This is a genomic window from Terriglobia bacterium (assembly GCA_020072565.1).
GTDB lineage: Bacteria > Acidobacteriota > UBA6911 > UBA6911 > UBA6911 > JAFNAG01.
Window position 1 is genome coordinate 76313 of the sequence record JAIQGI010000013.1, and the last position, 23212, is coordinate 99524.

The window sequence follows — 23212 nt, forward strand, 5'->3', positions numbered from 1 at the left end:
TCGCGGAGCCAAAATGAGCTAGAACTCGAGAATGCCCTCATACATCAGATCTTTAACCTTGAAGCGCATGTCGAGTTTGATCAGCTGGTTGTTGCCCGCCGCCTTCGGAAATTCAGCATAAAAGCGCACGTCGCCGGTCTTGGCGTCGAGGATGGGTTTGTCGTCGACGATGCGCGGGAAAATAAACTTTGCCCCCAAGCCCTCACCGGGGATCGGGGCCTGGTACTCTTGCAGGAACACGCGCTTGCCGCCTTTGATGTCGAGATACGTGTTGTTCTTCATGGTGGCGGTGATGGCAACGCCAAAAGCCTGGAAAACAGGCTGGGTGAAACGACCGTCCTTGGCCAATCCCTGCTGATCGTAATCGACCGCGATAACGACAATCTTCTCGAATTTGCGGTCAACGTACTGGCGCATGAGCTCGGTCTGCTGCGGGGTGGACTTGGTCGGGTTGAGTTCCAGTATTCGCAGAAAGGCCTGGCGAATGGGCTTTGCGGAAAGAAAACGAATGCGGTAATTCACGCCGGTAGCCTGGTTCATGGCACCCCGGCTGTCGATAGGGCGGGCACCGGGAGTAAAGTAGGTTTCCGTGGTATCGGTTTCGGTTTGCGTTTGCCCCCAGCCAGATTGATTAAGTATCTTTTCGGCGTCCTGCATGGTCCATTCGGTCCAAGGTTTGTTCTTCTGCGCGGCCGCCACACCGATCGCCAATGCCAGGCCGAGCAATACCAGGAGCGCCATTGTTTTGCTCTTCATTACACCTTCCTCCATACAATTTCCGCTGATTAGATCTGGATGAAACTGGAATTTCGCGAAGCAGTATACTCCCAATTAGACGGGTCTGTCACAAGAAGGGTTCAGAAAAGCAACCGAGGCCGGTGGGAAACGAGGACGGACGTGACGATCACACAGGAAACTGCAAGCTGAAGCCGATCCGGCCTATCCGATCGGGAGGGCCGGCGACTTTGTGGCGATCTCCAGTTCAGACTTCATCGAGATCCTGGAGCTTTCCCCGAATTCGCAGCATGGCCGTCGCATGAATCTGGGCAACGCGCAGTTCCGAGATTCCGAATATCTCGGCGATCTCTTGCATGGAAAGATCTTCGTTGTGGTGGAGGGAAACGACCAGTTTCTCATTCTTGGGCAGTGCCTCGAGCGCGTGAGCCATCGCAATGCGAAATCCGGACTTGGAACAGACGCGGAAGGATTCCGCCTTCTCCGGGTCCGGGACATATTTGATTCTGGGCCCCAAACCCGCGTCCCCGTCGGCCGGCTCAAAATCGTTCATGCTGCCCAAGCCTATCCCCTTATGGAGATCGAGCAGGACATAAAACTCCCTCAGGCTCAATCCCAGCTCGTCGCAAACCTCCATATTGGTAGCGGGCCTCCCCAGGCGGGCCTCGCAGTCCCTGAAAGCCTTCTCTAATGCTCTGAGCCCATTCTCCGGCAATACCGGATCGGGATTCGCGGAAATCGTTTCTTGCAACATACCGATGCTCCGTCAAATGATTTAAGAAAGCGTCTGATTGTCTGCCAGCACATACTTCTATGCAGGATTCGTGCCATCGGGCAAAAAATCCTCGCACAAACCCGGGCCGGACGCAGTCGTCTGATCTTGCGCGGCGCGTGCCATCCCAAACACCAATACCCCCACTGCAATGCCGACGACGGATATCCCGCCGCAATGATCCGCGGCGATTCAAGAGAAGGCCGGCTTGGCTCCCTTGTAATCATCTGAAAAGACAATTGTTAGCCTGTATCCCTCGTCGAGCTCCGCGGGCCTGGGCATCCTTAGGCAACTCCCTTCGCGGACAAAGATGCCGGTCGGCGGCGACGGTGCCACGGGTCGCCGGGATGTCTCAACGTGGTCAGCTGGAAATCATACGTTGAACAATTCGATGGATTGTCAGGCCGGCAGGCTCACCCGGAGGATGTCATTTCTCATCACAGTTGGATGCTCATTTTCATCAACCTTGGGCAAGCAATTTCTCAAGGACGGCCCTGAACTTGATCCAAGTTCCCCGGCACGCGTAAGCGTGTTTCGAAAATAGAATTTGCCGGGAGCGGTCGGGCCCCCGCTCCCCTCCTCATGTCTCCCAACATTGCCCCGATTCTCATGCAGGGTGCGCTCCTGGGCGCATGAGAGACTGCTCTCTCACTATGATTGAGAGCGGCTCTGAGCTGCCCGACTGCGCGACGGTGGGCAAGACTTTCACACTAGGTGTACAGAAACCGCACAGTACGGGAGGACCCTTGCGTTGAAGCCATTGAGTTTACAGAAGTTCATTCATGGCACACGGATTGCTCCCCTTTTGTGGATGGGTCTGTGATGTCAGGTGTTTCGGGCTTCCGAATCGAGAGTCGGAGTGATTCGGGCTGCAGGCATTCTTCAGGTCAAGGAGTCATTCACTGCGGTCACAGGGTGCGGAATTCTCAGGTGTCTTTGTTCCGAGGCGGCTGTGCTGAAAATGAAAATTCTTATTAATACGGCAGCAGCGGCGCTGGCGCTGGCTGCAGCGGTCAGTGCTATCGCAATGCAGTCCGGTTCTCAGGATCCGCCGCGAGGTCAAAGAGGGCAGTGGGATCAGGGCGGACGGGACGGCAAGGGTTGGACGGAGCGCGACAAGCAGGAGCGGTTGGAGCGCTTGAGCAAAACGCTGGCCTGGAGGATGAACGCTCCTGATCCCGGTCCGGAAACCACTTTCCTGCACGCTCGCGCAAGCGAGTTGTTGGAACGTACCAGGCAGGCGCGTGCAAACAACTTCCAGTTTGACCGGCTCGCGCGTGCCATGGATGCCCTGCTCCGGGCCAGCGAGAGGATTTTTATGTCTCGCAAAGCCGGCGAGATCGACGATAATGATAAGCGCGACGCCGCAGAATTTTTGCAGCGCTGCTACTTCCGCGTGCAACAGGCGGGATATTTCGCCGAGCTGAGCGGGGAGAAGCTGGCAAACCAGTACGTAACTTACACGCGCAGCCTCTACCAGCAGGCGCGCAGCGCTTACGATGCCCACCAATATGACAGGGCTCAGATGCTGGGAGACGCGTCTTCCATGATCGTGGCGGCTTTGGAGAACATTGCTCATGCCTCGCTGCGCATTCCCGATCCGCCTGTGATCAAGTAGGCAAAGATGTTCTGGCCGGCCCCAGCGAGTTTCCGCGCCCAAGCAGCAATCATCGCCGCCGCCTCCCTGGCCGTCTTCGGACTGGCGGCATTCATCGTGAACAACATCATCACGACGACGGAAGGCGCCCTGCGGGCGGATGCGCGACAAACTTGCATCGCCGCATGCCAGGAACTCCGAACTCAATACGATGAGCGGACCACTTACGGGAGCGATCTGCTGCAGATGCCCCCGGAAGCACAGGATCTCTCTCTCACCGGAATGGCAAAAACAGTCTTGCGGGCATTCGAGGGGGTCGACGGAGGCATCTATCTGGTGAAGGAGGATCGTCTGTCGGGCTATGCCAGTTCCTCCGAGACGACCGCTGCGAGACCTCGCCCAAGGGGTCCAAGAATGGAGTTTATCCGATCCCTGGCCGCGCGCGCCGCTGCGACCGACGAGATCATATCCCAAGAAAACCAGTTCGACACCAATTACGTCGTCTGGGCCGCCGGGCGCACGAAATCCGGCGGTGCGGTCGCGTGGACGGCGAGACGCATCTCGTTGGCTCGTGAACCAATCGCGGAAACCGTGCGCTGGTGGCTTGCCGCCCTGGTTCTTTTTACCCTCCTGGGCATGCTTGGGATCGTCTCCATCTGGTACATGCTCCACTCGGGCGTGGCCGGCATCCGCCGCGGCCTGCACAAACTCGAGGAGGACTTCACCTATCGCCTGCCCATGATCAGGGGCGATTTGGGCCAAATTGCCATGGCCATCAACGGCATGGCCGAACGGCGCGTGGCGCTCGAGGCCGAACTGCGCCGTCAGGACCGGCTGGCCGCACTTGGAAAGGTAGTCTCCGGCGTGGCTCACGAAGTGCGCAATCCATTGAACTCCATGAAGCTCACACTGCAGCTCCTCGACCGGCGGCTGAAGAAGGGAGCGCCCGTCTCCCATGAGATCCAGGAATCCCTGCGCGAGATTGACCGTCTTGACATGATCGTGGGGCGGCTCCTGGCTTTCGGCCGTCCCGCCATGATCAATCGCCAGGTCCAGAAGCTGGCGCCCCTGGCGGAACAGGCGGTCAAGATGGTGCAGGAACCCGCACGGCAGAAAGGGGTGCTCATCTCGATCCGGGGACTCGAAGAGGGCCAGGCTGCGGATGTCGACGGCCCACAGATCGTGCAGGTGCTGATCAATCTTCTTCTCAACGCCATAGACGCATCCCCCCCCGCCGGCACGGTCGCCGTCGAAGTGACGCACCAGGATTCGAGTTTGCGCATCGTGGTTTCGGACCAGGGTCCCGGCATCGCGGAAGAGGCTAAGCCCCACATTTTCGACGCCTACTACACCACCAAGCCGAATGGCAGCGGACTGGGCTTGGCCGTGTCGCGCGAGATCGTGGCGAATCACGGAGGTGTGCTCGAGTTCGAAACCGGTCCTTCGGGTACGAACTTCATCCTGCAGCTTCCGATCGACAGGAGTCGCCCGCTTTGAAACACGATGTTCCCATTTTGATCGCCGAAGACGAGAAGCAGGCGCGGGAGTCGCTCTCCGCCCTGCTCGAGGATGAAGGATACAAGGTCATCTGCGCGTCAGATGGAGATGAGGCCGCCCGAATCCTCACTACGACGACCGTGGAGGCGGCACTGATCGATATTCGCATGCCCGGCAAAGATGGCCTGGTGCTGCTGCGCGAGTTGCGTGAGAATCCCAATCCCCCCGCCGTCCTGATCATGACTGCTTATGGCACCAGCGCCGTCGCCATCGAAGCGATGGCTCTCGGCGCTTTCGACTATCTGATCAAGCCGCTGAATTTCGACGAACTGCGCATCCAGCTCCAGCGAGCCATTGAAAACCGGCGCCGCATCCGTGAGCTCGAGGCCTACCGCATCGAGGAGGACACGCTCCAGGAGTCCGAGATCGTCGGCAGCAGTCCTGCCATGCAGAAGCTGTACAAGCTGATCGGCCAGACGGCACCGACCGACTCGACCGTGCTGATCCGCGGCGAATCCGGAACGGGAAAGGAGGTGGTCGCGCGCGCCCTTCATCGGCACAGCCCGCGCGCCGCACTGCACATGGTGAAGGTCAATTGCGCGTCGATCCCGGAAACACTCCTGGAGGCCGAACTGTTCGGGCATGAACGGGGCGCTTTCACCGGAGCCACTCAGCGTCGTATCGGCAAGTTCGAGTTCGCGGATGGCGGGACCATCTTTCTGGACGAGATCGGTGACCTCAGCCCCTCAACCCAGGCAAAAATGTTGCGTGTGCTCCAGGACCACTGCGTGGAACGACTCGGATCGAATATAACCATTCCGCTCGATGTCCGCGTCCTCGCCGCCACCAACCGCGATCTCGAGGGCGCCGTTCGCGAAGGACGCTTCCGCGAGGATCTGTATTATCGCCTGAATGTGGTTGCCATCGTCATTCCCCCGCTGCGCGAGCGGCGCGAAGACATCTTTGAACTGGCACAGGTCCTGCTGCGTCGCAGCGCAGCACGCCTCAGGCTGCCGACACCCACGATCTCCGAAGAGGCGCGCCGGGTCCTCTACCAGAACGACTGGCCTGGAAACGTGCGCGAACTGGAACACTGCCTCGAGCGCGCCCTGATTCTCAGCCGCTCGGGAGTGATCATGCCCGAACACGTCAAGCTCGCCGCCGGACCGCTTACCGCCGACCCCCTCGATGCCTTCAGCCTCGAAGAGGGGCTCCATGGGGCGGTCCACAAGCTCGAACGCCGGCTGATCGAACGCGCCCTGGCAACCGCGGCGGGGAATCGTACCCGCGCCGCGCAACTGCTGAAGATCAACCGCAGGCTCCTCTACGACAAACTTCGCGAGCACGGCCTCGAATAAAAACGACCGATGACAGATGACACCCCGTAGATTCGTCAATCTTCATTTTCCCTGCGGTTTGGATAGTTAGATGATTTTGTCCATATTTCGGTTCATCAGGCGTGCGCCACCACGGGCGGAAAAGACGCGAAAACTCATCTCGTCTAGTTCGTGTATTTCCTGGCTCCCGGTTCTAGAATAGGTTCCCGGAGGATCGCATGGATCGAAGATATTCGCTGCACCGAGGTGAGCCGATGGGTGGAGATCGACGCGTCAGTCATCGTCGCGCTGCCGCAGACCCGACCCGGGCGGTGGCGCTCTTCCTGTTCACTGTCATGAGCCTGCCGGCTCTCGGCCGCGCGGCCGCGTCCGATGCGGCTTTGCGTCAGGCGATCCTCAGCGCAGAGCACAACCGTGCTCGCTCTGAGACAGATCTTGCCGTCCTTACAGACGCGGCCGGAAACAGCGATCCCGCGATTCAGTGCCTGGCGGTGCGGGCTCTCGGCCGTCTGGAGCGGCCCGAGCTGGCGGATCACATTCGCCCGCTGTTGGCCGCGCCGTCGCCTGAGGTGCGCTGCGAGGCCGCCACTGCATATGGCCGCGCTCTCCTGGCTGACCGGCTCCGGGCAGCCGAGGCGGGCGCACATTTGCGCGAGCGGCTTGCGGGGGAGGGGGATGCAGAGGTGCGTGCTGCCTTATGCCAAGTGCTCGGCCGCCTTCCCTACCAGACCGCAGGAGATTACCGGGCCGCCGAAGCTGCATTGGTCGCAGCGACGCGCTCTGCAGCTGGGCACGACGCGCCTGCAGCCGTGCTGCTCGGCGCGGCCAGAGGCATCGAGTCACTGGTCCGTCTGAGCCTCAAGCTCTCACCTCCGGCGGCCGCAACCGTTGAAAGACTGCAGGAACTGGCCTCATCCGCAAAGGAAGATGTGGTGAGACGGCTGGCGCTGGCGGCGCTGGTGGCATCAGCAAAAGCGGACGCTGCGTTTCTCACCCGTGTCCTCCAGGACCGGGATGTCCAGGTGCGCCGTCAGGCAGTTCGGGGCGCGGCATCACTTTCGACTGACGACCGTGGCGCCGATGCCATCATAAGCCGCTCCCTGAAGGATCCTTCTTCGACAGTCCGCTACGAGGCACTTGCGGCCTACGGCCGCCGTGGCCGCGCAGAGGGCTGCAGACCGATTCTCGCGGCCGTGAAGGACCCAACGCCTTTCGTGGCGTTGCAGGCTGTCGATCTGCTCGCTGGCGTGTGTCCTGCCCACCAGATGGTTGTCGACACCCTGGCACAGATCGCCGACAAGCTGCCGGCGAAATCCGTCGCCAGGGGCTGGCACGCGCCTGCGCACGCTCTTGTCGCACTCTCCAAGGTTGCGCCTGAAGCCGCGCGCTCCAGGTTGACGCGTTTCGCGGAACATCCGCAGTGGCAGGTACGGGCTTATGCGGCGCGGGCAGCCGCCAACACCCGTGACCACATGCTACTCGAGAAGCTGGCATGCGATCCGGTCGACAATGTCAGGACCGCAACGCTTGGGGGGCTCATCACCAACCGGCGTCACGAAGCGGACGCTCTTTATCTGCAAGCCCTCGCAGCGCGCGACTATCAGCTGATCAGCACGGCGGCGCGCGGCCTGACAGCTGCGCCGGACAAGGCCGGTGCCGTGACGGCACTCATTGCTTCTCTCGCCAGGCTGACTGCGGAGCACCGCGACACGTCGCGCGACCCACGGATCGCCATCCTCCAGCGCCTGCGGGAGCTGGGATCCGCAGAGCATGCCACTGCCCTGGAGCCCTATCTGGCCGATTTCGATCCCAGAGTGGCTGCGCTGGCCGCCGAGGTGCTGGCATCCTGGACCGGCACCCGGCATGTTCCCGTAACCAGGGCACTGGATCCGGGTCCGGCTCCCCGGCTTGCCGAGATTGAAGCACTCGCCAACGCAACGGCCATAGTGAGGATGCGCACCGGCGGGAGTTTCGAGTTGCACTTGCTCTCCGCCGACGCGCCTGCGACCGTGTTGCGTTTTGTGCAGCTGGCGCGATCCGGATATTACGCCGGACTGACGTTTCACCGGGTCGAGCCCAACTTCGTCATTCAAGGAGGCAGTCCCGGGGCCAACGAGTATATGGGGGATGCGCGCTATATGCGGGATGAACTGGGACGACTCATGCATGCGCGTGGCACCGTCGGCATTTCAACCCGCGGGCGCGACACGGGCGACGCCCAGATCTTCATCAACCTGGTCGACAATCCCAGGCTGGATCCGGATTACACGGTTTTCGCGGCAGTCGTCCGCGGCATGGATGTGGTCGAGGGCGTGCTGGAGGGTGACGTGATCGATCGCGTCGAGATCCGTACCGCCCGAGCCGGCGCGCGCGCTTGCGGCACCAGCAACCATGAAACGCACTCACCGCATTTGTGCGGCTGGTGAGTATCCGGGTCTTTATCCCACAGACCCGGCGGTAATCAGCACTTCGATCTTTGCCTGGCTCTGCAGAGTCTTGACCAGTTTCGCCACCTCGGCATCTTCTTTCTGGTTTTTCAGAAACTCGGTGAGCTGGCCGCGAACCTCATCTAGCGTGGATGTCCCCGCCGTCTTCCTGTCCGTCAGCTTGATGACGTGATAGCCGAACGATGTCCTCACAACGCCGACCTCGCCCACCTTCAGTCTGGCGGCCGCCTGTTCATATTCGGGGGCGAGTTCGCCGTTGGTGGTCACGCCGATATCGCCCCCCTGCGAGGCGGAGGGGTCCATGGAGTTTTCCTTGGCCAGCTTAGCGAAATCTTCCCCCTTTTTTGCGCGTTCCAGGAGCGCTTCGGCACGCTGTTGGGCGATCTTGTCCTGCTCGGCCGAGGCACCTTCCGGCACACTGATCAGAATGTGGCTGGTCCGGATGATATCCGGATGCTTGAACTCATCGGGGTGGGTGTTGTAGTAATCCAAGACCTCAGCCGGCGTGACGACCAGCTTCTTGGTGATATTCTCCCGAATGTATTTCTCGACCACCAGGGTCCTGGCCAGCTCCCGGGAGAGCGCCTTACGATCCATCCCGCGGTTTGCCAGATCGGTGTTCAGCGCGGCGTCGTTCGGATATGTCTTGGCAACCTGGTCGAATTGCGCCTGGATTTCGGCCTGCGTGGCCACCACGCCGCTGCCGATCGCTTTCTGGTACAGGAGCTCATCTCCCACAAGCTGGGCCAGCTGGCGGCTCGTGACTTCACTTCGGTAGTCATCACGCAGGTCCTTCCAGGCCGGGCTGCCGATGGTGGCCAGCTCCGCGCGGACGCGCTGCTCGAGATCCCTACCCAGAACGGGCTTGCCGTTCACGCGCGCGACCACTGCAGGGAAAAGTGCATTAGGAGCCGCCGGAGGAATCGGCTCGTCCGGCTCGGCCGCCTTGGCAGGAGGTTTGGCCGCCTGAGCCGGCGGGGTTGGGGGCTTTTTTGTTTGGGTCTGACCAGTCGCCTGACCCTGGGTCTGAGCCACGACATAACTGGCTGACAGGATTACAGCAACCACAGCCGCCAATCTGATATATGTTTTCACGGGGTATAAAGCGCTCCTTCAATTGATTTCGATATGGGTAATCCACCGGCGCTGGTGCTCGTGGGCCGGGCCTCGCCGGGTGCCGGCAGATCCGCCGGAAATAATAGCATACCGGTGGGAAAAGGGGACAGCCAAGAATGGCTCTCAGTCAAGCTGCATGCTCGTCCCTCCATATTCTGCGTTCATCTGCGTCTATCTACGGTCAATGTTCCGCCCTCGGCGCACTCTGCGTTGAGACTTTTGGGTTGCCGCCAGGCTGCGCCGTGTCATTCGTGGCTCCTTTTGGCCTGCCGTGTGTGAATCGCGGGTCCATCCTCCCGGCTCTTGCAATCGCATTCCATTTGAGTTATTCCTGAACCCCACCCGAATGGGGGATGCCTTGCGTCTCAACTGGCTGGACGGCCTCATTGTCGTCTTCTATCTGGCCGCGATCACACTTTTTGGCGTCAGCTTCCGCAAAAAGCAGCGGTCTCTGCACACTTATTTTCTCGGAGGCCAGGATATCCCTGCCTGGGCTCTGTCCCTGTCGATCGTGGCAACGGAAACCAGTACGCTCACCATCATCGGCACTCCGGCCATTGCTTTCGGCGGGGACCTCTCGTTCCTCCAGCTGGTGATGGGCTATCTGGTCGGACGCGTGTTCATCTGCCTGGTCCTGATCCCGGCCTATTTTAAGGGGCAGATGTACACCGCCTACGAACTCATGCAGCGGCGCTTCGGGTCCACGATCAAGCATGCCACGGCCAGCATGTTCCTGATCACGAGGGCGCTGGCGGAGGGCGTGCGGGTGTTCGCCATCGCCACCGTAGTCAGTGTCGTGCTGGGAACCGGGGACGTGTGGTCGATCCTGATCATATCGGCCCTGACACTGATTTACACGTTCGAAGGGGGCCTCACGGCCGTCATCTGGACCGATGTGGTCCAGCTCTTCATTTATATCGGCGGCACGCTGGTTTCGTTCTTCGTGATCCTGAGCTTGATCCCCGGCGGCTGGCCCGGCGTCATGGCCAATGCCGGGCACAAGATGGTCCTGTGGAACTTCTCTTTCGACTATCACATCACCTACACTTTCTGGGCCGGAGTCATCGGCGGCGCCTTTCTCAACACGGCAAGCCACGGCGTGGACCAGTTGATCGTGCAGCGCCTGCTCGCCGCCCGGAACAAGCGCGAAAGCAGGCTGGCGCTCCTGGGCAGCGGCCTGCTCGTCTTCTTCCAGTTCGCGCTTTTTTTGATTGTCGGCGTCATGCTATTCAGCTTTTTTCTGTATCACCCGGAGGAAACCGTCCCGGCGGTTCGCGACCGCATCTTCCCTTCCTTTGTTGTCCGGCACCTGCCGCACGGCGTGTCCGGGCTCATGATCGCCGCGATTTTCGCCGCCGCCATGTCCAACTTGAGCAGCGCCCTCAACTCGCTGGCCTCGACGACCGTGGTGGATTTCTATCGGCCGTTCCTGAAGAAAGGCGCCACTGCGGCCGAGCAGGTGCGCTTTTCGCGCTGGATGACCGTGCTCTGGGGCGTGGTCCTGGTCGGGCTTGCGGTGATGTCGCGCAAGGTCCAATCGGTCCTCGAGGCGGGGCTGACCATCGCGGGAATCACGTATGGCAGCATGCTGGGCGTGTTTCTCCTGGGCGTGCTGACGAAAGAGGCCAATGAAAAGGGCTCGATCGTGGGCATGGCCACAGGGCTCGCGACGATGCTGGCGGTGTGGAAATTCAGCACCATTCCCTACACCTGGTACGTGCTCATCGGCACCGTCATCACCTTCGCGGTGGGCTATGCCGCCAGCCTGCTCTTCAAGCGCGCGGAAGCCCAGGCGTAAAGCCTACGGGCTGCGCACCGCGCCGCTCCCGGTTGCCTTCGCGCCGTTGAAGTAGCCGCGGGTGGCAGATACCACCAGGGGCGCCAATACAAGCAACCCGATCAGGTTGGGGAAAATCTGGAGGCCGTTCATAGTGTCGGCATAGTCCCAAACGGTCTTCACCTCGGTGACGGCGCCCACGAATATCAGACCGCAATAGATCCAGGCGTAGATCTTGAGGACGTTGGACCGGAAAATGTACCCGAAGCAGAGTTCCCCGTAATACGCCCACCCCACAAGATTGGAGTAACCAAACAGAAAGGAGCTCACGGCCACCATCCAGCCTCCCGCGACCGGGATGCTGGTATTGAAGGCCGACGCCACCAAGGGGGTGCTCAGGGCACCGCTGGTCCACTTCCCTGTGATGGTGACCACGAGGGCAGTCATCGTGCAGGTGATGAAGGTGATGACGAAAACATCCACCGTTGCGATCAATCCCTGGCGCACCGGGCTGCGGCTGCGGGCCGCGCCGTAGGCCATGCCGGCAGTCCCGAGCCCTGCTTCATTGGCATAGAGTCCGCGCGCGGCGCCCAGCCGGGCCGCATCGATCACACGGGCTCCGACGAACCCGCCGATGGCGGCCGCCGGGGTGAAGGCGCTCTCCAGAATCAGGGCCACGGTCTGGGGCAGCAGGTGGGCGTGCGCGAGGATGACGTAAAGACAACCGCCTACGTATAGGGTCACCTTGACTGGGACCAGCTTTTCGGCAAAGCGGGCGATGCTCTTGATGCCCCCGATGACGACCAGCCAGACGCCCACGGCGATGGCCGCCCCGGAGAGCCATCTCGGGATTTGAAACTCGGTGTTGAGCACCAATGCCATCGAGTTGGTTTGAGCCAGCGGCCCGGTGGTCATGGCGGCCATTCCGGCCAGAAAGGCAAACACCCATGCGAGCACCGGCGACCGGACGCCATTCTTCAGGTAGTACATGGGGCCGCCCGCCATGCTGCCGTCCGGAAGTCGCTCGCGCAACTTCAGCCCGAGAACTGCCTCGCTGTACTTGGTCGCCATGGCAAACAGGCCGCTGGCCCACATCCAGAAAATGGCGCCCGGCCCGCCTATGGCAATGGCAGTGGCCACGCCGGCAATGTTGCCGTTTCCGATGGCGCCGGCGAGCATCGTCATCATCGACTGCCAGGGCGAGATGTCGCCCTGGAGTGCGGCGCCGTCCTGCCGGGCTTCAGCCCGGGCGGCGGCACTCTGGAAGGCGAATTGCCAGCCCCATTTGAACTTTCGCAGGTGTGCAAACCTGAGGCGGAAGGAAAGGTAAATGCCGGTGCCCATCAACAGGATGATCGTCGGCGGCCCCCACACCCACGCAGCTGCCAGTGCCCAGAACTCGCGCATCTGATCTACCCGGCCGCCTTTATGATGCTACGACGATGCAATCTCTCTCCGATCACCTGGTTTCCCTGCAGGACTCGCACTTCGAACAGCAGCCTGCGGCCATCGGCTTCGAGCAGCCTGGCGCAGGCCGTCACCTCGGTCCCGAGCAACGCCGGAGCCTCATGTCTTACATGCACCTCATAACGCATCACTTGCATTCAGCGGTTGTATTTTGGCGCGGCGCCGCGCAGTTTTTCCCAGACGACAGTGCATTCCTTGAGCACGTCAGCTGTTAGCACGGGGCCCTCGCAGGCCTTGAGGTTTTCTTCGAGCTGTCCGATACCGGAGGCTCCGAGCAGCACAGAATCAACCGCCGGCTGCATCAGGAGCCAGCGAAAAGCGAGTGCAATCGTCGACATCCCTGCCCGGTTTGCGATCGCGGACACTTCATGTTGGGCGTCAAAGTAGGAGGAATGCCAATACCGGTCCTGATATATCTTGTTGCTGTCAAAACGCGTGCCGGCAGCCGGCGGCTTCTCCTGCAGGTGCTTTCCGGTGAGAAGCCCACCGGCGAGCGGATTGTAAACCACGACGGCAATACCGTACTCCTTGCAGCAGGCCAGGTAGTCCTGCTCAATACCCCGCGCCAGCAGGTTGTACATGGGCTGAGAGACGGTCGGGGGAGCGAAACCATGATTCTCACAGTACCAGAGCATCTGAACCAACTGCCACGAAGCGTAGTTGGACACCGCAGGGTAACGGACTTTCCCTTCTCTCACCAACTCGTCCATTGCGTCGAGGGTTTCTTCGATGCGCGTATCCCAGTCGGGAGCGTGCAGGTAGTAGAGGTCGACGTATTCCGTGCCCAGGCGTTTGAGGCTGGCCTCAATGGCTTGGCGTATCGCGGGACGCTTGAGGCCGGCATCGTCCGGTTCCTCCCCCATCTTGCCTCGCACCTTGGTAGCCAACACTGCTTTGTGCCGCCGCCCGCGCAGCGCTTTCCCTAGAATAATCTCGGATTTCCCCTGGTTGTAGACATTGGCGGTATCGAAAAAATTGATTCCATGTTCCAGGCAGCGGTCGACCATGAGGATCGCCTCAGCCTCGGGTGCCTGGCCGCCAAATGTCATGGCGCCCATCGCGAGGCGGGAGACCTTCAGGTCGGTCTTACCGAGAGTCCGGAATTCCATCGCTTGCATGGCTGACTCCTGCCGTCAAAATTCACACCCAGATCTGCCGGCGGCAAAATGATACTATGACATTTGGGGCCAGCGCTCGAAAATCAGTTGGCAGTCTGGAGCAGAAACTGCACACTGCTTCTTGCCAACTGCATGCTGCCTGCCGGGCTTTGTGGTATCCTGAGCCATCGATCGTGGAGTTGGCTGTCCGACCTGCACACCTTGGAGATCTGGACCCGATGCTCTACGCCATAGGTTCTCCGCTTCCCGAGTACCGAGTGAAGGCAGTCAAGAGCGGTGCAGATGCCTGCAACCTGATCTGCGATGACACCCACGCCCGCCGCCATGGCTACAAGGCCGGGCTGGTGCCTGGCGTGACGATATACGCCTACATGTCCCGCAGCCTGGTGGAGTCGCTGGGCAGGGACTGGCTGGAGCATGGCTTCGCGGAGGTCGCATTCCACCACCCGGCCTACGAAGGAGAAGAGATCCGGGTAGCCGGTCACATATCCTCCGTGACCAAGGAAGGCACCCTTTGCATCGAATACCGTGCTGAGAATCCACAGGGCATGGCCTGCGGTACCGGCGTTGCCAGGCTGCCGACCCATCCCCCTGTTCCGGAACCGTCGCCCGACGACTATCCGCCAGGCCAGCGCGAATTGAAGCGCCCCATCTCGCTCCACTCGCTGAAGGCAGGCGAGCGCCTGACCGCGGTCACATCTGAGTTCGACCGCAAAACTCACTGGGAGTACTGCGAAAAGACGGTGCGCGACCATCACCAGATCTATCAACAGCTCGTGCATCCCGGATGGCTCCTTTCCCAGGCCAACCTCCTTCTTACCGCCAACTATGATCTTCCTCCCTGGATTCACGTGTCGAGCGCCGTGCAGAACTACCACGCCCAGGAGCAGGAGTGCACGGTGGAAACGCGAGGGTGCGTGCTCGAAAAATTCGAACTCAGAGGCAACCATTTCATCGTCCTGGATGTGGCCGTTTTCGCCGGCCGGCGCTGTCTGGCTACCGTGCGCCACACCGTGATCTTCCGCATTGCTCCCCGCGTCGCATGAAGAGGAAGAGTCAGGAGTCAGAATAAAAGCCAGGTTACTCAGCGCAGGCAGACGATGGAATCATGCCGAAGTTGTCATTCAGTAGAGCAGCGGTTTTGATAACGCCCTTGCCCTGACTCCCGTTTTCTCAGTTTTTGCCCAGGAAGCGGATTCGTCCCGTGAACACCCGTCCTTCGGAACCGCTGAAGCGGCCGAAATCCATCGCATCGATGTTGTTGTTGACGACGGTCGGATTCAGATGGCCGGTGATATTGTTGAAGCCCGCACGCAGGGCCCACTCCGAGCGCCAGATGCGAACGCGCCGCTCCAGATGCAGGTTCAGACTGAAGTAGTTGGGGAATCGGCGCGAATTTGGCTCGCCTACAAGCTGCTGAAACTGGTTCACCCGGCTCCAGGGCATGCCGGTATGCCACTCGGCAAAATAGGCCAGCGAATACTTCTTGAAGTGCGGAAGCGGGATGACGGACCAGGAAATGAGCCGGTTGGGCGTGTCCCAGTCGAGCGGCCCTCCAGCCTGCCGGGCAAAAATCGGATTATCCTGGGAGAAGTTGATCACCTGCGTGGTGCGCGTGCTGGCGCGCGCGTAGGAAAGAAGCCATGGATACTTTCCTTTGAAGGTGCGCGAGAGCTCGATCTCGACGTAAGAGTAACTGTCCCGTCGTGCGCTGCCCAAGTAGTAGACATACTGTGTGGGGAGTGATGGGATGGAAGGCCCGAGATCATAAGCCCAGCCGTGTCGCCCGTTCTTGCGGATGAAATTGGTGTCTAAATAAAAGCCCCGTCCCAGCTTTTGCTGCCAGCCCGCGCTCCAGTTCAGGTAAAATGGCGCTCTCAGGCCGCGCTCGTCGACCATAAACCGCGTGACGAGGGGCCCCCCTGGCACGGGGGCTCCTGACTGGTCGAAGAAAATATCCGAGCGCTCCTGATCGAGGGCTTGCGCCAGGATCGCGAGATTGGTTGCATCATGAAAAACACCGATACCTGCCGAAAACTTGGAGTCGGGAAAGCGCGCCGGGCCCCAGGTGAAGGCCAGGCGCGGTGACCAGAGCCGCTGGCGCAGCACCTGATCCCAGTCGAAGCGTATCCCGGCTTCCACAAAAACTTGATCGTTGAGCATCCAGCTATCCTGAAAATATCCGCTGAACTCGGAGCTGTTCCGGCCGAAGCGCGGATTGCCCTGGAAGCTGACCTGCCGGGAAACCGTTCCTGTGCTGCCCGCGATCTCGAAGGGGCGGCGATCAGAAAACTGCCGATAACTGATCCGGTTGGCGTCGATACCGAATTTGAAACTGTGGCGCCCGTGCCAGTCCCACAACGGAGCCATCACCGAGGCAAGAGCCTGCGTGCGGCCCACTTTCCCTTCCGATTGCAGGTAGTAGTTTCCAGATCGACCCTGCGGACTGAGGACATAGGGGAGTCTGCCGAGGGGCTGCTGCCGCGTATTGATCTGATTCATGGCAACGCCGGTCTCCAGCACCCAGCCTCCGCTGAAATAAGCCTGATCCTTGAGGTTTAAGAAATAAAAGTGCTCGCTCAGACCGCGGGTGGTCTCCACAGGGTCCAGCGGGCTCAGACCAAAGTGCGGGGAGTCCCGGAAGTCGAAGAGCAATCCGCCGGTGAGGATGTTCTTGCCGGCCAGGTTCACCTGGATGCGCGTCAGGTTGCTTCCCTGCCAGCTGTGGTTGGTATTTCCTCCCGGAGGTAGTTCCTTGATGACGTTCAGGTCGTATTGAAGATCGAGCGCGTTGTAGTACCAGGCCCGGCCCTTGACGATCGGCCCCGAGATCGTGGCGCGTGGATTCCAGTTGCTGAGTTTCAATCCGTCGTTGACCGAAAAGGACGGCAGGAAGTTGGTGGAGGAAAGACGGAAGTGGTCATCCCCCTGAGACGACTCGAGGGCCATTACACCTGCCGAGCCTTTGCCGTACTCGGCCGAGTAGCGGCTGGTTTCGATGCGCAGGGCACGAATGGCATCCACGGAGATCCGGTTTTCGAGGATGCCGGATACCGGGCTCGTGATGTTGAAGCCGTCCAGGCTGTAGAATGCCTGGTTTTCCCTGCCGCCGTTCATGTGCATGCGCCCGTTGTTGTCCTTGACGATGCCCGGGATCAGTGGCAGGGAGTTGTGAAAATCGTGGGTTGCGATCGTCGGGAGGTCGACAATCTCCTCGGCTGTGATCGTCGTTGCCTTGGATGCTTCCTGGCGATCGACAACGGGGGCGGAATAGACCACGTTCACCGTTTCCTCGAATTCCTGCTGATGGTTCAAAACCACCTCGAGGGAAGTGGCGCGTTCCTTGATTTGCAGCGCGCGCGAAATGGTCGCGTAGTAGCCCGGTTTCTCCGCCTTCAGCTCATAGGTTCCGGGCTCCACCGCAGGCAGTTGGAAGCGCCCGGCATCATCGCTCACGGCTGCCAGCGGCGCCTTCAAACCGCCTCCATTCAGGCTGACCTTGGCGCCGGCCACGGCCAGACCGTTTTCATCAATCACCTTTCCAGACAGTTCCTGCGCAAGGCCAGACGTTACCAGGGCGACACACAAAATGGCGGCAAACGCACAGTGAAGGGCGATCGGTCGCATGTGAAGCATGGCTTCGTGTTACTTTCGTGAAAGCCGCGCGCGGCGAAGTATGCGTTGCGCCGCATTGCGGTGCGGATTGTCGATGAGGTGCCCTTCGAGAGTCGACAATGCGCGTCCTCTGTTCTCGGCATCCTGCAACTCGGCCACCACCTTTTCGGCCCAGATTCTTTCCTCCGGCGTCACATCGAATACTCCGTTGATGGTGCCCAGCTGTCCAGGATGGAGCGCGCTCTTACCGTCAAAACCAAAGCGCCGCGCCTGGGTGGCCTCCCGGTGCAACAGGTCCTGGTTACTGATGTCGAAACAGGGCCCGTCGATGGCGTCGACGGCAGCAGCGCGTGCGCCGGCCACAACCATCTGCAGGGCGAACCACAATTCGATGCGATCCTCTCCAGGCTGGCAATGTACGTCGTCGCAGTAGTCGGCGGATCCGAAAATGAGCGACGCCATCCGGCTCGATGAGGCGGCGATGTCACGCGCGCTCAACACCCCTGCGGCCGACTCGATCATGGCGTGGAGCCGCACCCCTCCTTCAGGCGACTCGTGGCCGGATTCCAGTTCCAGAATCGCGGTTTCGGCCGCCCGCACAGCCGCAGGCGTTTCGATCTTGGGGAGGCATATGCCGTCGGGGCGGCAGGGCAGAACAGCCGCAAGATCGCACCTTCCGGCTTCCGACTCCAGGCTGTTGATACGCACTACTACTTCACGAGCGCCAAAGTCCAGCGCCTTCAGCGCCCCAACAGCGTTGGCGCGCGCAGTATCTTTGCTGGATGCCGCGATCCCATCCTCGAGATTGAGCAGAAGGAGGTCCGCCGGATACTCGACGGACTTCTCGACCATCTTCCTGCGGTCGCAGGGGATGTAAAGCGCGCTGCGCCTGAGCCCGGTGATCATGAGAACAACCGATCTTCCACGGCAAGTCCACTTCTGGGCCAGTCATGGAATGGCACGTTCACCTCTAACCCCGCGAAGTATTCGCGAATCGCATTGTGCCCCGAGCTTCCGATGGCCCCCTGACCTTATAGCACCACCGCGAGATGCTTGCAACTGAGCGCTGCCACAGCCGAAGCCGCGAGGCCTCGTACGCCCTCTGGTGGCGCCGTTATGTCGAGCACGAAATATGCGCGACAGAAAAATGGTCTGTTCGCGGGGTTCACATATAAGACGGCCTTCGTTTGGATTGCAGCCGCCCGTCGCGTTGCGGTATTATTTTCTTTTTAGAGGTTCATTCGATCCGCTCCGTCGGGACGGCACACCTTTGGCTATCATCACGGTTTCCTATCAGTATGGCACCCGCGGCGAGATCCTGGCCTCTGAACTCGCCCAGCGTCTCGGATTCTCCCTGGTCACTCCGGCCAAAGTCGATGAGATCATCCGCACGCGGTATCAGCTCGATTACTCGCTGTCGGGGGAGATCGGCCAGACACCCCGGGAGCTAGACTCCAGCAAGCTCTTCGCCAATCTGATTTCCGCAATCCTGACTGACATGGCGGTGCTGGAAGACCTGATTGTGCTCGAGTGCGGCGGCCAGTTTATTTTCCGTGCTTTCCCGAACGCCATGCACGTGCGCCTGGTTGCGGCAAGGGACATTCGCGTCCACAACATCATGCAGGACAAGGGCGTCTCATTTGAACAAGCCCTCAAGGACATCGACGAGCACTACCGCCGCACGCTGCGGTTTCTCCACTCCACCTTCCGGCGCCCAAGCGAGACGCCGGAGCGCTACGACCTCGTCCTCAACGCCGGCGGCTTCGACATCAATCAAGCGGTGGAACAGGTGATGTTCGCAGCGCGGGAGAAGAAACTGGCCGACTTCGGGATGGTATCCAATGAGGCCGCTGAGCGCGCGCGCTTGCGCAACCAGATCCGCCTCGTGCGCTCCCTCACGAAGCTGTCCATCGAGCAGAACCAGTCCTTGATGCAATTCGCCCATCCGAGCGAAATGGTGTTCGCGCGCCTGCTGGACTTCTACGGTATTCAATGGCAGTACGAACCACGTACTTTCCCTCTGAGTTACGACGAAAAGGGGAATATCAGCGAAGCCTTCTCCCCTGATTTCTACCTCCCCGACAGCGACCTGTATGTCGAACTCACCACCATGAAGCAGTCGCTCGTAACCAAGAAGAACAGGAAGGTCAGGCGGCTGCTCGAGCTTTATCCCGAGATCAAAATCCGCCTTCTCTACCAGAAGGACTTTGAAGACCTCCTGTTCAAGTACGCCACCAAGAGCACGCGAGGTTAGATCGAGCCCATGCACGAAGACCTGGAAAAGGTATTATTTACTCACGAGCAGATTCATCAGCGCATCCGCGAGGTCGCCGGGGAGATATCACGGGATTATCAGGGGCGCCAGTTGATGCTGGTCGGAGTTCTGAAGGGAGCGGTCTTCTTTCTCTCGCACCTGGCAGAGTCGCTGGATGTGCCGGTCGAGATCGATTTTCTGGGCATAGCAAGCTTCTCACCCGGCAGAGCGCTGCCGGGCGTGGTCCGCATTTCCAAGGATCTCGACCTTGACATCCTGGACAAGGACGTGCTGGTGGTGGAAGACATTGTGGATACCGGGTTGACGCTGCGCTATCTGCTCAACATCCTCTCGGGACGTCAACCGAGCAGTCTGGCTGTCTGCACCTTCCTGGACAAGCCCACCCGGCGGCTCGTCGAAATCCCTGTGAAGTACCGCTGCTTCGAGATCCCTGACCGCTTTGTCGTGGGATTCGGTCTCGATTACGATCAGCATTATCGCGCACTCCCGTACGTCGGCATCCTCAAGAGCCAGATCTACCAGGGGAAGTAGCCGGCGGCGCTGTCGTGTCGCAGAGGCACGCAGCACAGCAGAGCCCCGTGTTTCTGCCATCCCTCAGTCAAGATCTTCCTTTGCAGTATCGGCAATCTGGCGATACCGTCCCTCAGCACGAATTCGCCTGAAATAGAAACCCTCTCCGCGAAACAGTAAGGGCAGACCGGAAGCGAAAGAGTTTCCCGGCTGCAGCAGTCCTGTGATTCCGAGCTAGCGCAGATTCGGCAGGGGAATGAGGGACGGTCCCTCGATCGCTTCCGGGCAACTGCAAGTCTCGTTCACATGCATAAAAGGAGGTCTTAGAAATGAAGAAACTACTGTGCCTTGTGCTGAGCATGTCGGTGTTGCTGATTCTGTGTTCCGCGGCCCCGGGCGCGAACCTGCTTCAGGGATCCGCTTCGATCCCCTTGACCGATCGTGACGCCGCCTCGATTGCGGGAGGCGGCGCGTGGGGCGACTTTTTCGCAGGCGTTGGCTGCGGCATAGGCTTCACCCTGCTGGTGAGCGGCTATGCCAGTGGCGTGGGCGCTCCCGCCGCCGCGCTGTTGACGGCGACAACCCTCAAGGCATGCGCAACCGCATTGGGGCTCTAGCGCGGATTCCTGCGTGCGCAGCGGCATATCCGCAGGATGTGAAGTATTCATTCAGCAAAGGAGGTTCCCATGTATCGGTGGTATCAAAGCAAAGGAGTTCTCGGCAAGATCAACTGCCTGGCTCTGGCAGTGATCCTTCTGGTGAGTCTCGCCTCGTATGGCTACGGCACCGGATGGATCGACTCTTCCCAGCTACTCTCGGATTCAGAGGCAGCCGGGCTGGCCGGCGGAATCAATGTTGGAGCATGCGGGATTCTGGTCGGCATCGGCATCGGGGTGCTCGCCCTCGGAGTGGCAGGCGTCAGCGTCGGCTTGGGCTCCGCGGCTGTGATCTCGGTGGGCGCCCATGTGGCAGCTGCCATATGCATTGACTAGACCAGGCCAGTCCAGGAGTCTGGAATTCCCAAGACGGATCCGCGGCGGGACCGAAATACATCGATAACAATGCCCGGTTTGACTCATACCGTCACCGGGGGCCTAGCAACGCCCAATTCGGAAGCCGGTTCTGCCGCACCTCAAAATTGCCGCTAACGCTGTACAGACATATGGAATCGAGTCATAGCCATGAACCTCGCAGCAGAGATATCCTCAGTTTCGAAATTCTATGGCAGTTTCAGGCTGCAGGATGTGAACCTGGCCGTTCCGGCTGGCAACATCCTCGGACTGATCGGACAGAACGGCGCCGGCAAGACTACTCTTTTCAAGTGTATCCTGAACTTGATCGGTCGGGACTCCGGCAGCGTCCGGATGCCCGGCATCGGCCAGGACATCTCGTCGGAGAAGATTCGCGGCCTCGTAGGCTACGTCCCCGAGAGGCTCGCCTTCTACGAATGGATGACGGTCGATGCCGCCCTCCGGTTCACGTCGAAGTTCTACCCGAACTGGGACGCCGGGCGCTGCCGGGATCTGATGAGCAGATACGAACTGGATTCGGGCAAGAAAATCAAAGAGCTGTCTATGGGGATGCGAAAGAAACTGGGCCTTCTCCAGGCTCTGGCAATACAGCCCCGCCTGCTGATCCTCGATGAGCCGACATCAGGACTGGACCCGGTGATGAAATTTTATTTCCTGCAGGATTTGCGCCATGTCATCGACACCGGTGCGACCGGGGCGGTCATGATTTCCTCGCACAACCTGGACGAGGTCGAGCGTTTGGTGGACTCGATCGCGATTCTCAAGCTCGGCGTGCTGCGGTGTCACGAACCCAAACGACGTTTTCTGGAGGCATGGCACAAGGTCGAGTTCACGCCGCCTGCGGAAGTGGATTGGGTGCGCGAGTTTGAGAACACGGCACATCCCATAGCCGCCAACCGGGCCATGTTCGTTACAAGGGAAGAAACAGGATATCTGACCCGGAAACTCGCGCTCCTCGGAGCAGGCGCAATTGAGGTAAGCCGCCCCAATCTGCAGGAGATATTCCTGCAGGTGGCGTGAAAGGAGGCATGCCGTGATCCGGACTCTGTTTTGGAAAGATGTCGTACAACATGCCCGGGGATTATTCGGGCTTGCCGCATCCGCGCTGGCGCTGCCGCTCGTCTTTGCCCTGCTCACCGGGTCAGGGAAGGATAGTGCAGGGTACGTCGGATTTGTGTTCGGCTATCTGGGTGTGAGCGCGCCGATGATGCTCGCGCAGTGGTTCATCGGCCAGGAGAAAATCAAAGGGACTTTCCGAGTGCTCAGACTGCTGCCCGTTTCCGGATTCCGCATCATGATCACAAAATGCCTGGGCGCGATGCTGCTTTGCCTGATTCTGATCAACACCACGCTTGTCCTCGAACCTGCCGGGTGCCAGGCCTTGGGAATCGGAATCGCCCAGCCCAGGGCAGCGCTTGTGCTGTGGACGAATACCGCAGCAGTGTTCTTCCTCGGCATCAGCATGGCGCTTTTTACGATACTCGACACTCGAATCGCAATTCAGGCAGCTATCTGGACGCTCTGCGGCCTCATGATCCTGGGCTATGGGGCACAGAAATACCTGGGCAAACAGGATTTCAATGCCTTTACGGAGCGGGCCGGCCCGCTCGCAGGCAACATTGGCCTGCTCTGTGCGGCAGCGTTGCCGGTTGCTCTGGCGGCGCTCCTCCTGGTCGGTCTTTCGGCATGGTTTTTTGAGCGGAAAGAATGGGCTGACCTGGAGGAGGATTAAACACAGGAGCCGTCGCTCGGGCGCAGATCTGTCCCGGCGAAAGAGAGGGATGTCTGGTGCATAATCGGGAACGCTTTGTTTACCTTTTCATCTTGGCAACGGGAGTGGTTCTGCTGCTGGGCGCACTGGCCGATCCTCCGCACGGATGGTGGCGGGCATTCCTTAACATCATCATCCCCATTTTAC

Annotated in this window: 20 protein-coding genes; 12 read left to right on the forward strand and 8 right to left on the reverse strand. The window is 60.1% G+C overall.

Going from position 1 to position 23212, the window contains the following annotated elements; genetic code table 11:
* Positions 1-18: 18 nt before the first annotated feature.
* Positions 19-756, reverse strand: a complete 738-nt coding sequence (locus LAP85_09920) for a hypothetical protein (GenBank protein MBZ5496709.1) — start codon at positions 754-756, stop codon at positions 19-21.
* A gap of 226 nt (positions 757-982) precedes the next feature.
* Positions 983-1489: a hypothetical protein gene (locus LAP85_09925; protein ID MBZ5496710.1), complete on the reverse strand. Its 507-nt coding sequence runs from the start codon at positions 1487-1489 to the stop codon at positions 983-985.
* A 979-nt stretch (positions 1490-2468) separates the two neighbouring features.
* On the opposite strand from LAP85_09925, the gene LAP85_09930 reads away from it, so the two are divergent.
* The 4 genes from LAP85_09930 to LAP85_09945 all read left to right on the forward strand — a co-directional run bounded on the left by LAP85_09930 (position 2469) and on the right by LAP85_09945 (position 8364).
* Positions 2469-3125, forward strand: a complete 657-nt coding sequence (locus tag LAP85_09930) for a hypothetical protein (protein ID MBZ5496711.1) — start codon at positions 2469-2471, stop codon at positions 3123-3125.
* A gap of 6 nt (positions 3126-3131) precedes the next feature.
* On the forward strand, positions 3132-4601 hold the full coding sequence (locus LAP85_09935; GenBank protein ID MBZ5496712.1) for a hypothetical protein: 1470 nt from the start codon (positions 3132-3134) through the stop codon (positions 4599-4601).
* Positions 4598-5959, forward strand: a complete 1362-nt coding sequence (locus tag LAP85_09940) for a sigma-54 dependent transcriptional regulator (GenBank protein MBZ5496713.1) — start codon at positions 4598-4600, stop codon at positions 5957-5959. Before LAP85_09935 ends, LAP85_09940 begins: the two co-directional genes overlap by 4 nt.
* 197 nt (positions 5960-6156) lie before the next feature.
* Positions 6157-8364, forward strand: coding sequence for a peptidylprolyl isomerase (locus LAP85_09945; GenBank protein ID MBZ5496714.1), 2208 nt, complete (start codon positions 6157-6159; stop codon positions 8362-8364).
* A gap of 12 nt (positions 8365-8376) precedes the next feature.
* Here the strand turns inward: LAP85_09945 and LAP85_09950 are convergent, their stop codons facing one another.
* Positions 8377-9480, reverse strand: a complete 1104-nt coding sequence (locus LAP85_09950; GenBank protein MBZ5496715.1) for a peptidylprolyl isomerase — start codon at positions 9478-9480, stop codon at positions 8377-8379.
* A gap of 367 nt (positions 9481-9847) precedes the next feature.
* Between LAP85_09950 and LAP85_09955 the strand changes: the two genes are divergently transcribed.
* The gene (locus LAP85_09955) at positions 9848-11299 is read left to right on the forward strand and encodes a sodium:solute symporter (protein MBZ5496716.1); all 1452 of its coding nucleotides are present in this window, start codon (positions 9848-9850) and stop codon (positions 11297-11299) included.
* A gap of 3 nt (positions 11300-11302) precedes the next feature.
* Here LAP85_09955 and LAP85_09960 read toward each other — a convergent pair whose 3' ends face one another.
* The 3 genes from LAP85_09960 to LAP85_09970 are packed head-to-tail and all read right to left on the reverse strand — an operon-like array spanning position 11303 to position 13863.
* A complete protein-coding gene (locus LAP85_09960) occupies positions 11303-12685 on the reverse strand; it encodes a sodium:alanine symporter family protein (GenBank protein MBZ5496717.1) in 1383 nt (460 codons plus the stop codon).
* Between the two features lie 5 nt (positions 12686-12690).
* Positions 12691-12873 carry a hypothetical protein gene (locus LAP85_09965; GenBank protein ID MBZ5496718.1) on the reverse strand — a complete coding sequence of 61 codons (183 nt, stop codon included), beginning with the start codon at positions 12871-12873 and terminating at the stop codon, positions 12691-12693.
* Between the two features lie 9 nt (positions 12874-12882).
* Entirely contained in the window at positions 12883-13863 is a 981-nt protein-coding gene (locus tag LAP85_09970; GenBank protein ID MBZ5496719.1) for an aldo/keto reductase, read from the reverse strand.
* Between the two features lie 218 nt (positions 13864-14081).
* Between LAP85_09970 and LAP85_09975 the strand changes: the two genes are divergently transcribed.
* Entirely contained in the window at positions 14082-14909 is an 828-nt protein-coding gene (locus LAP85_09975) for a hypothetical protein (GenBank protein ID MBZ5496720.1), read from the forward strand.
* Positions 14910-15036: 127 nt separating this feature from the next.
* Here the strand turns inward: LAP85_09975 and LAP85_09980 are convergent, their stop codons facing one another.
* Together LAP85_09980 and LAP85_09985 are read right to left on the reverse strand one after the other, a co-directional pair.
* Complete coding sequence (locus tag LAP85_09980; protein MBZ5496721.1) at positions 15037-17490, reverse strand: TonB-dependent receptor; 2454 nt, start codon at positions 17488-17490, stop codon at positions 15037-15039.
* 18 nt (positions 17491-17508) lie between these two features.
* Complete coding sequence (locus LAP85_09985; GenBank protein ID MBZ5496722.1) at positions 17509-18384, reverse strand: CoA ester lyase; 876 nt, start codon at positions 18382-18384, stop codon at positions 17509-17511.
* A 364-nt stretch (positions 18385-18748) separates the two neighbouring features.
* On the opposite strand from LAP85_09985, the gene LAP85_09990 reads away from it, so the two are divergent.
* The 6 genes from LAP85_09990 (at position 18749) to LAP85_10015 (ending at position 23026) form a co-directional block, all read left to right on the forward strand.
* Positions 18749-19732: a cytidylate kinase family protein gene (locus tag LAP85_09990; protein MBZ5496723.1), complete on the forward strand. Its 984-nt coding sequence runs from the start codon at positions 18749-18751 to the stop codon at positions 19730-19732.
* Between the two features lie 9 nt (positions 19733-19741).
* A complete protein-coding gene (hpt, locus tag LAP85_09995) occupies positions 19742-20284 on the forward strand; it encodes a hypoxanthine phosphoribosyltransferase (protein MBZ5496724.1) in 543 nt (180 codons plus the stop codon).
* A 308-nt stretch (positions 20285-20592) separates the two neighbouring features.
* Positions 20593-20880 (forward strand): hypothetical protein, encoded by a 288-nt coding sequence (locus LAP85_10000; protein ID MBZ5496725.1) that lies wholly within the window; start codon positions 20593-20595, stop codon positions 20878-20880.
* A gap of 69 nt (positions 20881-20949) precedes the next feature.
* Complete coding sequence (locus tag LAP85_10005; GenBank protein ID MBZ5496726.1) at positions 20950-21255, forward strand: hypothetical protein; 306 nt, start codon at positions 20950-20952, stop codon at positions 21253-21255.
* A 189-nt stretch (positions 21256-21444) separates the two neighbouring features.
* A complete protein-coding gene (locus LAP85_10010; GenBank protein MBZ5496727.1) occupies positions 21445-22314 on the forward strand; it encodes an ABC transporter ATP-binding protein in 870 nt (289 codons plus the stop codon).
* Positions 22315-22327: 13 nt separating this feature from the next.
* Positions 22328-23026 (forward strand): ABC transporter permease, encoded by a 699-nt coding sequence (locus tag LAP85_10015; protein ID MBZ5496728.1) that lies wholly within the window; start codon positions 22328-22330, stop codon positions 23024-23026.
* Positions 23027-23212 lie beyond the last annotated feature (186 nt).

Bases quoted from the DNA above. Each gene is read 5' to 3' on its own strand.
- LAP85_09920 (MBZ5496709.1), bottom strand. From the start codon at position 756: ATGAAGAGCAAAACAATGGCGCTCCTGGTATTGCTCGGCCTGGCATTG.
- LAP85_09925 (MBZ5496710.1), bottom strand. From the start codon at position 1,489: ATGTTGCAAGAAACGATTTCCGCGAATCCCGATCCGGTATTGCCGGAG.
- LAP85_09930 (MBZ5496711.1), top strand. From the start codon at position 2,469: ATGAAAATTCTTATTAATACGGCAGCAGCGGCGCTGGCGCTGGCTGCA.
- LAP85_09935 (MBZ5496712.1), top strand. From the start codon at position 3,132: ATGTTCTGGCCGGCCCCAGCGAGTTTCCGCGCCCAAGCAGCAATCATC.
- LAP85_09945 (MBZ5496714.1), top strand. From the start codon at position 6,157: ATGGATCGAAGATATTCGCTGCACCGAGGTGAGCCGATGGGTGGAGAT.
- LAP85_09955 (MBZ5496716.1), top strand. From the start codon at position 9,848: ATGGGGGATGCCTTGCGTCTCAACTGGCTGGACGGCCTCATTGTCGTC.
- LAP85_09960 (MBZ5496717.1), bottom strand. From the start codon at position 12,685: ATGCGCGAGTTCTGGGCACTGGCAGCTGCGTGGGTGTGGGGGCCGCCG.
- LAP85_09965 (MBZ5496718.1), bottom strand. From the start codon at position 12,873: ATGCGTTATGAGGTGCATGTAAGACATGAGGCTCCGGCGTTGCTCGGG.
- LAP85_09970 (MBZ5496719.1), bottom strand. From the start codon at position 13,863: ATGCAAGCGATGGAATTCCGGACTCTCGGTAAGACCGACCTGAAGGTC.
- LAP85_09975 (MBZ5496720.1), top strand. From the start codon at position 14,082: ATGCTCTACGCCATAGGTTCTCCGCTTCCCGAGTACCGAGTGAAGGCA.
- LAP85_09980 (MBZ5496721.1), bottom strand. From the start codon at position 17,490: ATGCGACCGATCGCCCTTCACTGTGCGTTTGCCGCCATTTTGTGTGTC.
- LAP85_09985 (MBZ5496722.1), bottom strand. From the start codon at position 18,384: ATGATCACCGGGCTCAGGCGCAGCGCGCTTTACATCCCCTGCGACCGC.
- hpt (MBZ5496724.1), top strand. From the start codon at position 19,742: ATGCACGAAGACCTGGAAAAGGTATTATTTACTCACGAGCAGATTCAT.
- LAP85_10000 (MBZ5496725.1), top strand. From the start codon at position 20,593: ATGAAGAAACTACTGTGCCTTGTGCTGAGCATGTCGGTGTTGCTGATT.
- LAP85_10005 (MBZ5496726.1), top strand. From the start codon at position 20,950: ATGTATCGGTGGTATCAAAGCAAAGGAGTTCTCGGCAAGATCAACTGC.
- LAP85_10010 (MBZ5496727.1), top strand. From the start codon at position 21,445: ATGAACCTCGCAGCAGAGATATCCTCAGTTTCGAAATTCTATGGCAGT.